The following is a 13,628-nucleotide window of genomic DNA, read 5'->3' as shown; positions in this document are numbered from 1 at the left end:
GGGCGACCGATCACCGCAGTGACCTGAGTCACTTGGCGCAGCCAGCCAACCGCTCGGCGCACTCGCCGACCGGCGTCGATCTCAGCCTTCCCTGCCGGGGAGTGCGCTCTTTACGGTGCGCGAAACTCCTCTGACGCCTGTGAAGGTGGTGATCCACAGATGTCCACGGACACACCCGCTCCGGCCGCTTCCCAGTCGGACAAGTACCTGGCCGTACAACGGTCGGACGAGTTCGCCGGGCTGCGGCGTGCGCTGCGCGGCTTCGTCTTCCCGATGACCGTCGCTTTCTTCCTGTGGTATGCGCTCTACGTCATTCTCTCCGCGTACGCCCGGGACTTCATGGGCACGAAGCTGTTCGGCAGCAACATCAACGTCGCGCTGGTCTTCGGCCTGCTCCAGTTCGTCTCCACGTTCCTGATCGCCTGGCTCTACTCCCGGTACGCGGACCGGAAGATCGACCCCATCGCAAACCGGATCCGCGCCGAGATCGGGGAGGTGACCCGTGAAGACGGTTCACGCGGTTGAGACGTTCCTCGCGGCTGAGGCGGGCAACCACACCGCCCGCAACCTGACCATCACGCTCTTCCTGGTCTTCGTGGCGGTGACCCTGGCCATCACCATCTGGGCCAGCCGGCAGACCAAGACGGCTACCGACTTCTACGCGGGCGGCCGGTCCTTCTCCGGCTTCCAGAACGGCATGGCGATCGGCGGCGACTACATGTCGGCCGCCTCGTTCCTCGGTATCGCCGGCATCATCGCGCTGTACGGCTACGACGGCTTCCTCTACTCGATCGGCTTCCTGGTCGCCTGGCTGGTGGCCCTGCTGCTGGTCGCGGAGCTGCTGCGCAACTCGGGCCGGTACACGATGGCGGACGTGCTGGCGTTCCGGATGCGTCAGCGTCCGGTGCGGACGGCGGCGGCGGTCTCCACCATCACGGTGTCGATCTTCTACCTGCTCGCGCAGATGGTGGGCGCCGGCGCGCTTGTCGCGCTGCTGCTCGGCATCCGGCCGGGGACGACCTTCCTCGGCATGGACGCGTCCACCGCGAAGGTGGCCACCATCATCATGGTCGGCGCACTGATGATCATCTACGTGACCGTGGGTGGCATGAAGGGCACCACCTACGTGCAGATCGTCAAGGCGTTCCTGCTCATGGGCGGCGCGCTGTTGATGACCATCCTGGTGTTGGCGAAGTTCAACTTCAACCTGTCGGAGCTGCTGGGCCAGGCGGCCGCGGCCTCCGGCAAGGGCAACGCGTTCCTCGAACCCGGGTTGCGGTACGGCGTCGAGGTCGCCGGCAACTCGACGCAGACCTTCTACAACAAGGTGGATCTGCTGTCCCTGGGCATCGCCCTGGTGCTCGGCACCGCCGGCCTGCCGCACATCCTGATCCGCTTCTACACGGTGCCGACCGCGAAGGCGGCCCGTAAGAGCGTGCTCTGGGCGATCGGCATCATCGGCACGTTCTACCTGCTCACCCTGGCCCTCGGCTTCGGTGCGGCAGCGCTGGTCGGCAGCCAGGCGATCACGGCACAGGACAAGGCCGGCAACACCGCCGCGCCGCAGCTGGCCGAAGCGCTCGGCCTCGACTTCTTCGGCGGCGAACTCGGCGGGGCAGCCCTGCTGGCGATCATCGCGGCGGTCGCCTTCGCCACCATCCTCGCGGTGGTCGCCGGGTTGACACTGGCCTCGTCGTCCAGCCTGGCGCACGACTTCTACGCGAACGTGCTGAAGAAGGGTGAGGCGTCGGAGCGGCAGGAGGTACGGGTCGCCCGGATCTCCGCCCTGGCGATCGGCGCGGTGTCGATCGCGCTGTCGATCTTCGCGCAGAACCTCAACGTGGCGTTCCTGGTGGCGCTGGCCTTCGCGGTCGCCGCCTCGGGCAACCTGCCGGCGATCCTCTACAGCCTCTTCTGGCGGCGGTTCAACACGTCCGGCGCGGTGTGGGCGATCTACGGCGGGCTGCTCTCGGCCGTACTGCTGGTGTTCTTCTCGCCGGTGGTCTCCGGTGCGGCGACCTCGATGTTCCCGGACCACGACTGGCAGTGGTTCCCGCTGTCCAACCCGGGCATCCTCTCCATCCCGTTCGGTTTCCTCTGCGGGTGGATCGGCACCGTCATCTCCAAGGAGCACGACGAGGACAAGTACGCGGAGCTGGAGGTGCGCGCCCTCACCGGCGCCGGCGCCCACTGACCGCGCCACCTCTGAAAGGGGGTCCCCTGTTGACGCGCGACGTCAACAGGGGACCCCGTCCGCGAATTCGGCTGTCGGTAGGCTGAGCGGTATGAAGGTTGCTGAGCGCTTTGGTTCCGGTCACCGCGTCCTCGTCACCGGCGGAGCTGGCTTCGTCCCGTCGCACCTGGTGGACGCCCTGATCGCCCGAGGTTGCACGGTGGTGGCGCTGGACAACTTCGTGACCGGCTCCAAGGAGAACGTCGCCCACCTGCTGGATCGGCCGACCTTCACCCTCGTCGAGGCGGACATCTCCGACGGCCTGCCGACCCATCACCCGGCGCTGGCCGAGCGGTTCGACGCGATCCTGCACATGGCCTCTCCGGCCAGCCCCACCGACTTCGCCCAACTGCCGGTGGAGATCCTCCGGGTCGGCTCGGTGGGCACCCTGCACCTGCTGGAGCGCGCGGTCGCCGACGGCGCCCGGTTCCTGATGGCCTCCACCTCCGAGGCGTACGGGGACCCGAAGGAGCACCCGCAGCGGGAGACCTACTGGGGCAACGTCAACCCGATCGGCGTCCGCAGCGTCTACGACGAGGCCAAGCGCTTCTCCGAGGCCGCGACGATGGCGTACCACCGCTACCGCGGGCTCGACGCGGCGATCGTCCGGATCTTCAACACGTACGGCCCGCGGATGCGCCCGGACGACGGCCGCGCCATCCCCACCTTCATCTCGCAGGCGCTGCGCGGTGAGCCGATCACCGTGCACGGCACGGGCAACCAGACCCGGTCCATCTGCTTCGTCGAGGATCTGGTGCGCGGCATCCTGCTGCTGCTCGACTCGACCGAGACGGGCCCGGTCAACTGCGGCACCGAGCACGAGCTGACGATGCGGCAACTCGCCGAGTTGATCGTGTCGCTCTCCGACAGCACCTCGAAGGTGACCTATGTCACCCGCAGCTCGGATGACCCGGAGATGCGTCGGCCGGATCTCACGCTCGCTCGCGAGCTGCTCGGATACGAGCCGTCGGTCGCGCCCGAAGACGGCCTGCGACGCACGATCGAGTACTTCCGGGCGCGGCTAGGGTAACCGGATCTTCGCGTACGCCCGCCGCTGAGTGTCGCCTGAAGGCGGCGGTGGCTCTCGCTACGTACCCTGAGTTACATGTCCGCGACCTCGTCTGCCGGCGTCCCGCATCCGTACCTGCACCGCAGCGCCGGCCGCGCCTCGGTGCCCGGCCCCGACCGGGGCGCCTCCGGGCGTGCCCGTCCGACCGAGGCACGCTTCTACCCGTCGTACGACGAGGAGCAGCCCCGCTCCGGCGGCCCGGCGGGGCCCGTCGGGCCTGGCGGACCGGGTGACGCCGGTGGGCCGGGGCGGCGTGGCCCGCGACCGCGCTGGGGTCGGATCGCCCTCGTGGCCGGGATCGCGGTGCTGGTGCTGGCGTTGCTGGGCAGCGTCGGTGCCTGGCTGTACGCCCGCAACCTCAACAGCGACCTGGCCCGCACCGACCCGTTCGCGGAGATCACCGGTGGCCGCCCCGCGAAGACCGTCGATGGCGCGCTGAACATCCTGCTGGTCGGCAGCGACTCGCGGGACCCGGACGCGCCGGTCGACAGCAAGAGTCAGTGGCGTGCCGACACGATCATCGTGATGCACATCCCGGCCGACCACCAGGAGGCGTATCTGGTCTCCATCCCCCGGGACCTGTACGTGCCGATCCCGGAGAGCGCCGGCGCGGACTGCGGCTCCGGTTCGCGCGCGAAGATCAACGCAGCGTTCGCGTTCGGTGGGCTGCCGCTTGCGGTACGCACCGTGGAGTGCTTCACCGACGTGCGGATCGACCACGTGATGGCGATCGACTTCGGCGGTTTCAAGGAGGTCACCGACGCCCTCGGCGGGGTGGACCTGAAGGTGGAGCGAACCATCACCTCGATCCACAAGCCGTACCGGACGTTCACCAAGGGCACCAACCACATGGACGGCTCGGAGGCGCTGGACTGGATCCGGCAGCGCAAGCAGTTCCCGGACGGAGACTTCGCCCGGATGCGGCACCAGCAGGAGTTCCTTCGGGCACTGATGGACAAGGCGGCCAGCACCGGCACGCTGGCGAACCCGAAGAAGTTGAACGACTTCCTCAAATCGGTGACCGCGGCCGTAACCGTCGACCAGTCTTTCTCGGTTACAGACATGGCGCTGCAGTTCCGTAACCTGCGCGGCCAGAACCTCACCTTTGTGACCAGCCCGAACTCGGGCAGCGAGACGATCAACGGCGAGTCGGTGGTGGTGTCGAACCGGGAGAAGGCGCTCGCGATGTACCAGGCCATGTCGGCGGACACGATGGCCGACTGGGTCAAGGCCAACCCGCCGAAGAGCAACGACGGTGGCTGATCGCGGCCCGACGGGCACCAGCCGTTCGGATCATCGAGCGGCGACGATCGACTGAGTCTACGAAATTCGACGTCCGGATTGACCCGGGATGAACTCGCCAAGTCGATTTGATGTACGTACAGTGGTGCCGCCCCCTCCTGATCACGAGCTGGAGCACGCATGCCGGTTCAGGCCAGTCGTCGCCCTTCTTCCCCCGGGTCCACCGCCCCAAGCGGTCGAGTCGCCGCGGCCATACCCGTGCAGTCGCGCCCCTCGGGCGGCGGGCCGGGCTCGCGCCCGCCGGGCAGCGGCGGTGGTGGCGGTGGCGACCGCCCGGGTGGCGGTGGGTCGAAGAAGCGGACCAAGCGCAAGGACCCGCTCTGGGCCAGGCTGACCGTGGTGTTCGGTGCCGTGTTGATGCTGAGCAGCGGGGTGGCCATCGTCGGCAGCAAGGCGCTGATCGGGCAGGCGACCGGCGGCATCGCGAAGGGCAACCTGCTGGGTGAGGCCGGCAAGTCCGACGCCGAGGGCGGGGCGAGCCTGGACGGCCCGATCGACATGCTGCTGCTCGGTGTGGACGCGCGGGAGCGCTGGGCCGCCGACGACGTCCGCTCGGACAGCATCATCGTCCTGCACATCCCGGCCACGCACGACCAGGCGTACCTGATCTCGATCCCCCGGGACACCGAGGCGCAGATCCCGGCGTTCAAGAAGAGCGGCTACGGCGGCGGCTCCGGCAAGATCAATGCCGCGTTCCAGGCCGGTGCCGCCAACGGCGGCGGCTGGGAGGGTGGCGCCCAGCTGATGGCCCAGACGATCAAGCGACTCACCGGGATCAGCTTCGACGGCGCGGCGATCATCAACTTCGGTGGCTTCAAGAACGTCATCGACACCCTGGGCACGGTGCGGATCTGTGTCAGCCAGGAGGTCAAGTCGCTGCACATGTCGTACGTCGACGGCAAGCCGATGTGGAACGCGGACGCCAAGAAGACCGGCAAGGAGCGGACCCCGGTGGTGCACAAGAAGGGGTGCCAGGAGATGGAGGGTTGGGCCGCGCTCGACTACTCCCGGCAGCGCAAGACCCTCAAGAACGGCGACTACGACCGGCAGGCCAACCAGCAGCAGCTGATCAAGGCGATGGCGAAGAAGGCCACCGAGGGCGGGATGTTGTCCAACCCGGCCAAGATGAACAACCTGATCAAGGCAGCGGGCAAGGCGTTCGTGCTGGACACCGGCGGCGTGCCGATCGAGGACTTCATCTTCACCATGCGCGGGGTCACCGGCAACGAGCTGACCATGCTCAAGACCAACAACGGCACCTTCCACGCCAACAACAACAACACCGAGGGCCTGAGCGAAGAGACGATGGCGATGTTCCGGGCGGTCAAGCAGGACAAACTCGCCGAGTTCGTCTTCACCCACCCCGAGGTGATCTCCAGCCGCAAGTAGCGGCCGGTAGTCGCGGAAAGCCAGCGACGGCCACTTCACCGCCCGTAGCCTGACGTGAGCAGGTTTCACGTATCGGCTGCGGGGAGGCGGTCACGTCCAGGTGGGGACGGAACGCAGCGGGCCGGGCCGGAGCGACCCCGCCCGCCCGGTCACCTCGCGCCCGGGGTTCGCGGATCCTGCTCGGGGTCGGCCTGGTCCTCGTCCTGCTGGCCGGGCTCGCCGCGGCCGGGCTCAAGATGCTCACCCACCGGTACGACCGCACGGTGACCAAGGAGCAACTGCTCGACCCCGACGCCCGCACCGACCGCACCGACCTGGACGGGCCGCTCAACTACCTCCTGGTCGGCTCCGACCGGCGCCCCGGCGACAGCGGCCCGGACCAACGCTCGGACACCATCCTCATCGTGCACGTCCCCGCCGGGCAGCGGGAGGCGTACCTGGTCTCCATCCCGCGTGACCTGCTGGTCGCCATCCCGCCCGCGAACGGCTTCGGCGGCGGCCAGGACAAGATCAATGCGGCGTACGAGCACGGCGGCGGCGGGCAGGCCGGCGCCCAACTGCTCTCGGCCACCCTGAACCGGCTCACCGGAATCCGGTTCGACGGCGCCGCGCTGATCGACTTCTCCGGCTTCCGGAAGGTCATCGACCTGCTCGGCGGAGTGGAGATGTGCGTGGACACCGAGGTCCGCTCGATCCACACCAACCGTGTCTTCCCCACCGGCTGCCAGCGGATGGACGGGGCGCAGGCGCTGGACTACGTCCGGCAGCGCTACGACCTGCCCGGCGGGGACTACGACAGGCAACACCACCAGCAGCAGTTGCTCCGGGCGATGCTGGACAGCGCCGGCAAGGCGGACCTGCGGAACAACCCCGTCAAATTCGACCAGGTGCTCCGGGCCGTCGGCGGCTCGTTGACCGTCGACACCAACGGCGTACCCCTGGAGGACCTGCTCCTCGCGCTGCGCGCGCTGCCGCCCGACGGCATGCGTGGCGTCCAGGTGCCCTCCTCGCCGCAGACCATCGACGAGGTCTCGTACGTGGTGCTGGACAACGGGGGCAACGGGCTCTTCGAGGCGCTTCGCGGCACGCGGGTGCCGGCCTGGGCGCAGGCCAACCCGCGCTGGGTGACCCGGTTGTGACGGTACCGACGGCCCGGTCGGTGTTGAACCGGGCCACGAGGATCTAGTGTTGCTTCCTGTGTTCGGACCCCAGGTTCCCACCGTGCCCGTGACCGAGATCGCCGACGAGACCTACCTGCTGGATGTGCGGGAGGACGACGAGTGGGCGGCCGGCCACGCGCCCACCGCCCACCACCTGCCGATGATGGAGTTGCCGGCCCGACTGGCCGAGGTGCCCGCCGACCGGGAGGTGGCGGTCGTCTGCCGTTCCGGTGGGCGTTCCGCCCAGGTCGTCGCCTACCTGATCAACAACGGTTGGGAGCAGGTGCGCAACGCCGACGGCGGGATGCGCCAGTGGGCTGCCGTCGGCCGACCGGTGGTCGACGCTAACGGGCAGCCCGGCCAGGTCATCTGAGGCCGGCGGAATGGGCGGGCCACTGGTCTTCGCGCACCGCGGCGCCTCGTTCGACCTACCCGAGCACACCCTCGCCGCGTACCTGCGCGCCCTGGACGAGGGTGCCGACGGCCTGGAGTGCGACGTCCGGCTGACCCGGGACGGGCACCTGGTCTGCGTGCACGACCGACGACTCGACCGCACCAGCAACGGTCGCGGTCTGGTCAGCGCACGTACGCTCGCCGAGCTGGACGCCCTGGACTTCGGTTCGTGGCACCCGGGTGGCGCGCCGAACGGCGACCTGCCGCCGGACGAGTCGCACACCCGGCTGCTGACGCTGGCCCGGCTCCTGGACGCGGTGCTGGCCGCCGGCCGGCCGGTCCGGCTGCTGGTCGAGACGAAGCACCCGTCCCGCTACCGCTCGAACGTGGAACGGCGACTGGTCACCCTGCTGCGCCGGTACGGGCTGGCCGACCCCGCGCCGGACGACCCGGTGCAGGTCACCGTCATGTCGTTCTCCCCACTGGCGGTCCGTCGGGTGCGCGAGCTGGCCCCGACGCTGCCCACCGTGCTGTTGCTGGAGGTGCTGCCGCGCTGGCTGCGGTTGGGGCGGCTGCCGTTCGGCACCCGGATCGCCGGGCCGGGCATCGGCCTGGTCCGGGCCCGCCCGCAGCTGCTGCCCGCACTGCGCGCGGCCGGCAACCAGGTGTACGTCTGGACGGTCAACGAGCCGACCGACCTGGAACTGGTGCTGGCCGCCGGGGTGGACGGGATCATCACCGACCGGCCGGCGTACGCCCTCGCCCGGCTGGACCGCTGACCCCAGCGCCCGGCGGGGGTGCCCAAAACCGGCTCGGCGGGGCAGACTCGGCACATGCCGGAGCGTATCGATTTCCCCGCTCTCCTCGCCGGCCACACCGTCGTGATCGAGATGATCAACTCTGGGGACGCCGGCCTGCCGGTCCTCGCCCGGCTGCTCCGGGTAGCCCAGCCGGCGCTCGGCGCGACCGGGATGGCGTTCGTCGAGTTCGGTCCGACCGGTGGCCGCGTCATCGCCGCGACCGGCGCGGCGGAGTGGGCCCTCGGCCGGCCGTTGGCAGTCGACGACCCGGACACCGTCTGCCTGCTCTCCGGACCACGGGTACGCCAGGCGCGGGTGAGCGACCTCAACGGCAACCTCGCCGGCGAACTGGCCGGCAGCGGCCTGCGCCGGATGGTGGTCTCCCGGGCCGAGATCGGCGGTCACACCGTCGGCAGTCTGCACGCCCTCTATCCGGGCGATGACGAGCCCGACGCCGAGCAGCAGGGCGTGGTCGCCTACCTCGCGTCCTGCGTCGCGCACATGTACGGCGACCAGACTGGCCTGCCGGTCCACGGCGACGGTCCGGTGGTGGCGGCCCTCGCCGACGGGCTGGCCGTCGTCGACCGGGACGGGCACGTCCGGCTCTGGAACCCGGCCGCGGCCCAGGTCACCGGCCGGACGGTCGAGCAGGCGCTGAGCCGCCCGCTGCCGTTTCCGCTGCCACCCTCCGGGCAGGTTCGGGACCACCGGATGCCGGACGGCCGCTGGCTGCGGCTCACCTCCGGTGACCTGCCCGGTCCGGGCATGTTGCGGGTGGTCACCTTCCGGGACATCACCGACCAGCAGCGCCGCGACCACGACCGCGAGCTGTTCGTCGCCGTGACCAGCCACGAGCTGCGCACCCCGGTCACCGTCATCAAGGGGTACGCGGACACCCTCACCGACCACTGGGAGTCGCTGACCGAGGTCGACCGACGGCAGGCGGCCCGGGTGATCGGGCAGCGTGCCAACGAGCTGGCCCGGCTGGTCGACCGTCTCCTCAGCTCGGCGGCCGAGGCGGGGCCGGGCGACGACCCTCCCACCCCGTTCGACCTCGGCGAGGCGCTGCGCTCCGCCGTCGTGGACCTGCCGGCGGAGCTGCGCCGCCGGCTGGTGCTCCGCCTCCCGAGCGATCTCCCCAAGGCGCTCGGTCACCGGCCCAGCCTGGCCACCGTGCTGACCGAGTTGACCACCAACGCCGGTAAGTACTCGGCACCGGACTCTCCCATCGAGATCACCGCCTCGGGCGACGGTCGACTGGTCGCGTTCCGGGTCAGCGACCAGGGCATCGGCATCCGACCCGAGCACGTGGAGCGGGCGTTCGACCGGTTCTGGCAGGGCGAGTCCGGCGACCGCCGCGGCTACCCGGGTGCCGGGCTGGGCCTCTATCTCGTCCGCCGGATCGTTGAACAACAGAATGGATGGGTATCCCTACGACCGAGGACCGGCGGCGGTACGGTCGCAGAGGTGCGGCTACCACGCGGTTGACCAAGGGTGGCGCGACGTGGAGGCGACGGTGGCAGCGGCAGTGGCAGCGAGGGATCGAGCCTGGTGCGTGGTGGTTCCCCACCACCCGGGCGGGGCACGGCTGGCCCGACACCGGCTCGCCGCCGACCTGGCGGACGTCGTACCCCCGACGCTCCTCGCGGACCTGATCGCGGTACTCGCGGAGCTGGTGGGCAACGCGGTGCGGCACGCCAGGCCGCTGCCCGGCGGCGTGATCCGGGTTGCCTGGCGGCTGCGGCCCTCGACCGAGGGCGCACTGATCCAGCTGCGGGTCACCGACGGCGGCAGCGCGAGCGCCGGGCCCCGGCTCCGAACCGCCAACCCGGACGCGGCGGACGGGCGCGGGCTGCACATCGTGGCCGGCCTGGCCACTCGCTGGGGCGTCGAGCAGGACGGCATGGGCCAGCGCGTCTGGGCGGAGTTCGACCCGGTGCCGACCCCCCGACCCGACCTGGTGCCGGCGGGCTGAGGACGGCTCGGGCGGGTCCCGGCCACGGCCTGCCGCTCGGGGCTCTAGGCTGTGACGCCGTGAGTAAGCGTCGAAAGAGCCAGCGCACCGCCGCCGACACCACCCCCCGTCGCGACAAGGTACGGGACGTCTTCGTGCCGCGTCCGTTCGACGGGCTGGTCGACGAGTCCGAGTGGATCGCGCTGCGCGAGTTGGTGCCCGCCGCCTCCGCCCCGCTGCGGCTGGCGCCCGCCCTGGTCGAGGAGTTCGGCGACCGGGCGGCGACGCTCGCCACGGTGCTGCCGATGGCCGCCCCGGCGATCACCAAGCCGGACGGCCGCGTGCTGATCGGTCTCCAGCGCCACCAGCAGTCCGGCGACGTCTCCCGGGATCTGGCCGACGCGTTGCTCAGCGCGCTGCGTACCGAGCCGGGTGGCCAGGTGACCGTGCCGCCACTGCCCGGCCCCGGCCCACGGCTGCAGGACATCCTCGTGGACGGTCCGCTGGACATCACCATGCACGACGGTTTCGACTTCTGGCTCGACCCGGGGGCGGCCGACGATCCGACCGTCCAGGCGTCGCTGGAGCGGGCGAACGCGGCCATCTACCCCACGGTGCGGCTGACCGCGGCGAAGGCCGCGTACTGGTGTCAGGTCCCGGAGAAGGCCCACGTGCGCTGGGTGCTGCCCGACGACGAGGACGCCGCCCTGGACGCCCTGGCCCGACTCGGCGCGGCCGGCACCCTGCCGCTCGGCGAGCAGACCAAGTTCGCCGGCATGTTCCGCGCACACGGTCGGCTCGTGCCGGTCTGGGACCTGCCGGAGGAGACCCCGGCGGCCGAGTGGGAGGAGCCGGTGGCGCAGTTCGCCAAGCGGTACGCGGAGGCGCTCACCGTCACCGACCCACTCGACGCCGCCGCCCGCCGGGCCCGTCAGGGGCTGCTCGGCCGCCAACTCACCCTGCGCTGAGCCGGCCCCGCCGTCCCGCTCACCCGGGCGCTGTCGTCCCGCTCCAGCCCGGCGGCGGGCGCGGTCGTCCCGCTCAGCCCGGCGGCGGGCGCGGTCGTCCCGCGCGCCGGGTGACGGGTGGGCGCGGTCGGCGCGCGTTCAGCCGGCGACCGGTAGCGGGTCGCGGGTGATCGGGCAGGACATGCAGCGGGGTCCGCCCCGGCCGGAGCCCAACTCCGAGCCGGCGATCGGGATCACCTCGATGCCGGCGCGCTCCAGTTGGGCGTTGGTCTCCGTGTTGCGCTCGTAGCCGACGCACAGCCGGGGGGCCAGGGCGAGGGTGTTGTTGCCGTCGTCCCACTGCTCGCGTTCCGCGGTGACCGGGTCCAGCCCGGTGTCGATGACCCGGAGCAGGTCGAGGTCCATCGCGTCGGCGGCGGCCCGCAGGAACGGTGCCGGCCCGTCCACCCGTGGGTCCTCGCCGTCCGCGCCGGCGATCACTGTGTACGCGGAGAGCGTGCTCGCGATGTTGGGATACATCAGGACGGCGTCCACGTCGACCATCGTGCACACGGTGTCCAGGTGCATGGTGGCGCGCTTCTGAGCGATCGGCACCACCAGGATGGTGTGGGCCAGGCCGGCGCCGAAGACCTGCCGACCGAGGCGCTCGGCGCCGGCCGGGGTCGTCCGCTCGCCCACGCCGACGGCCAGCACCCCGGGTGCGAGCAGCAGCACGTCCCCGCCCTCCAGGTGCTCCAGGTGCGGGCGGTAGACGAACTCGGTGCCGGCGAACCGGGGGTGGTGGCGGTAGATGGCGTCGGTCAGGGTGGTCTCGCGGCGGCGGGCCGGCATGGCCAGGCTGGTGACGCCGACCCGGTCGCCGATCCACAGCGACGAGTCGCGGGTGAACAGCAGGTTGGGCAGCGGGTCGATGACGAAGTCGTGTCGGTCCATCAGCGTGTAGACCAGGCCACCCGGTCGCTCCGAACTGATCCGCAACTCCTCGTGGGCCAGCCCGGCGGTGAGGACGTCGGCCAGGGCGGCCGGATCCAGGTAGGAGAGGTGGTCGGCGACGCGGGCGCGCAGGGTGTCGCCGAGCCGTCGGGAGCGCAGCACCTGCTCGGTGAGTTCGGCCCGGGCGTCCGCGACGGCGAGCGTCTCGGCCAGCAGGGTGGCCAGGTAGAGCACCTCGACGCCGCGCTCACGCAGGGCCGCGGCGAACGCGTCGTGCTCCTCCTGGGCGCGCCCCACCCAGGGGATCGCGTCGAAGAGGAGCGAGTCGTTGTTGCGGGGGGTGAGCCGGGCCAGTTCGGGGCCGGGCCGGTGCAGCAGTACGGTGCCGAGCCGCCCGACTTCACTGTCGACGTAGTGGGTCACTCCCGCAGCGTAGGGCAGGGTTTAGCGGCATCCGACAAAAGAACTGTGGATGAATATGGCATTCATCCACAGTCACTCCGGCGCTCCGGCTTGCCGAACACCGGTAGTGGCAACGTAGGGTAGTGAGGACATAACTTCGAGGGACCTTTTGCCGGAGGTCGCGATGACTGTCTTTCCCGCACGACGAGCCGTACCGTCCGCTCGGGCACTGCCGCCCGTGGCGGTGCCACACCCCCGCGTCGAGGCGCCGGGGGTTCTCGAACCGGTCCGTCCGACACCGCTCGAATGGGCCCGCCGCCGTCGGGCCGAGCGGGGTGCACGCCGCCTGGAGGCGGCCGGGGCCCGGGCGTTGGGCCAACTCGACCATCTCGGGCCCGCGTGGCACGTGATCGAGTGGCCGCGCACCGATGTGACGGACGTCCTCGACCGCGGTCAGGACGACCGAGCCGGGTTCCTCGCCATCGGGCCGAGCGGTCTGTTCGCCGTGACCATCGCCGACCACGGCCGGGCCAGGGTGCTCGTCGCCGGAGACGTGGTGCAGATCAACGGCAAGCGGCCCCCGTACGTGGCCGAGTCCCGTCGGGACGCCAAGCGGGCCAGCAAGGCCCTCTCCGACGCGGTGGGGCTGCCCGTACCGGTGACTCCGGTGCTGACCTTCGTCGGCTCCGGCGTGATCAGCGTCTACGGCCTTCCGAAGGACTGTCTGATGGCCACCCACCGCGAACTGGACCGGCTGCTCGTGGCCGGTGGCAGCCGGATCAGCCCCGCCACAGCCGAGAAGCTTTCCCGGGTCGCACAGCACCCCGGCACCTGGCTGAACGGCACGTACCGTCCAACGGCCGACTACCGGTGGTACGACGAGGGCCGAACGGCCGCTGACAAGCCGGCCCACCGCCGGTAACGTCACCGGCGACGCCACGCGGCTCCGGTCCCCCCGTTCACCTCACCGGTCTCCGCGCCGTCACCGGTCGCCTCGGTTCACGCTGCGCGTCCCGGTGACCCGG

At 70.8% G+C, this 13,628-nt stretch carries 13 protein-coding genes; 12 read left to right on the top strand and 1 reads right to left on the bottom strand.

Annotated features, from left to right (window positions below):
• Window positions 1–159 precede the first annotated feature (159 nt).
• The 11 genes from ACIBD9_RS16270 (at window position 160) to ACIBD9_RS16220 (ending at window position 11,268) form a co-directional block, all read left to right on the top strand.
• Entirely contained in the window at window positions 160–525 is a 366-nt protein-coding gene (locus tag ACIBD9_RS16270) for a DUF485 domain-containing protein (RefSeq protein ID WP_396718319.1), read from the top strand.
• Window positions 503–2,194, top strand: coding sequence for a cation acetate symporter (locus ACIBD9_RS16265; RefSeq protein WP_396718314.1), 1,692 nt, complete (start codon window positions 503–505; stop codon window positions 2,192–2,194). Before ACIBD9_RS16270 ends, ACIBD9_RS16265 begins: the two co-directional genes overlap by 23 nt.
• 91 nt (window positions 2,195–2,285) lie before the next feature.
• Window positions 2,286–3,263, top strand: coding sequence for an NAD-dependent epimerase/dehydratase family protein (locus ACIBD9_RS16260; protein ID WP_238657854.1), 978 nt, complete (start codon window positions 2,286–2,288; stop codon window positions 3,261–3,263).
• Between the two features lie 75 nt (window positions 3,264–3,338).
• Window positions 3,339–4,565, top strand: a complete 1,227-nt coding sequence (locus ACIBD9_RS16255; protein WP_396718312.1) for an LCP family protein — start codon at window positions 3,339–3,341, stop codon at window positions 4,563–4,565.
• A gap of 159 nt (window positions 4,566–4,724) precedes the next feature.
• Window positions 4,725–5,993, top strand: coding sequence for an LCP family protein (locus ACIBD9_RS16250; RefSeq protein ID WP_396718310.1), 1,269 nt, complete (start codon window positions 4,725–4,727; stop codon window positions 5,991–5,993).
• A gap of 236 nt (window positions 5,994–6,229) precedes the next feature.
• Entirely contained in the window at window positions 6,230–7,132 is a 903-nt protein-coding gene (locus ACIBD9_RS16245) for an LCP family protein (RefSeq protein WP_396718307.1), read from the top strand.
• Between the two features lie 58 nt (window positions 7,133–7,190).
• On the top strand, window positions 7,191–7,526 hold the full coding sequence (locus ACIBD9_RS16240) for a rhodanese-like domain-containing protein (protein WP_387175115.1): 336 nt from the start codon (window positions 7,191–7,193) through the stop codon (window positions 7,524–7,526).
• Between the two features lie 10 nt (window positions 7,527–7,536).
• Window positions 7,537–8,325, top strand: a complete 789-nt coding sequence (locus ACIBD9_RS16235) for a glycerophosphodiester phosphodiesterase (protein ID WP_396718304.1) — start codon at window positions 7,537–7,539, stop codon at window positions 8,323–8,325.
• A 54-nt stretch (window positions 8,326–8,379) separates the two neighbouring features.
• Window positions 8,380–9,834: an ATP-binding protein gene (locus tag ACIBD9_RS16230; RefSeq protein ID WP_396718302.1), complete on the top strand. Its 1,455-nt coding sequence runs from the start codon at window positions 8,380–8,382 to the stop codon at window positions 9,832–9,834.
• 67 nt (window positions 9,835–9,901) lie between these two features.
• Window positions 9,902–10,321, top strand: coding sequence for an ATP-binding protein (locus tag ACIBD9_RS16225; protein ID WP_396718300.1), 420 nt, complete (start codon window positions 9,902–9,904; stop codon window positions 10,319–10,321).
• Window positions 10,322–10,380: 59 nt separating this feature from the next.
• Window positions 10,381–11,268, top strand: a complete 888-nt coding sequence (locus tag ACIBD9_RS16220; protein ID WP_396718299.1) for a DUF5926 family protein — start codon at window positions 10,381–10,383, stop codon at window positions 11,266–11,268.
• Between the two features lie 138 nt (window positions 11,269–11,406).
• On the opposite strand, the gene ACIBD9_RS16215 is transcribed toward ACIBD9_RS16220, so the two are convergent.
• A complete protein-coding gene (locus ACIBD9_RS16215; protein ID WP_396718296.1) occupies window positions 11,407–12,624 on the bottom strand; it encodes an arginine deiminase in 1,218 nt (405 codons plus the stop codon).
• Window positions 12,625–12,787: 163 nt separating this feature from the next.
• Between ACIBD9_RS16215 and ACIBD9_RS16210 the strand changes: the two genes are divergently transcribed.
• A complete protein-coding gene (locus ACIBD9_RS16210; protein WP_238657411.1) occupies window positions 12,788–13,525 on the top strand; it encodes a hypothetical protein in 738 nt (245 codons plus the stop codon).
• Window positions 13,526–13,628: the final 103 nt, after the last annotated feature.

The organism is Micromonospora sp. NPDC050784, from assembly GCF_044456765.1.
GTDB lineage: Bacteria > Actinomycetota > Actinomycetes > Mycobacteriales > Micromonosporaceae > Micromonospora > Micromonospora foliorum.
The sequence above is the reverse complement of the archived record's forward strand: the minus strand, read 5'-3'. Positions and strand labels throughout refer to the sequence as shown.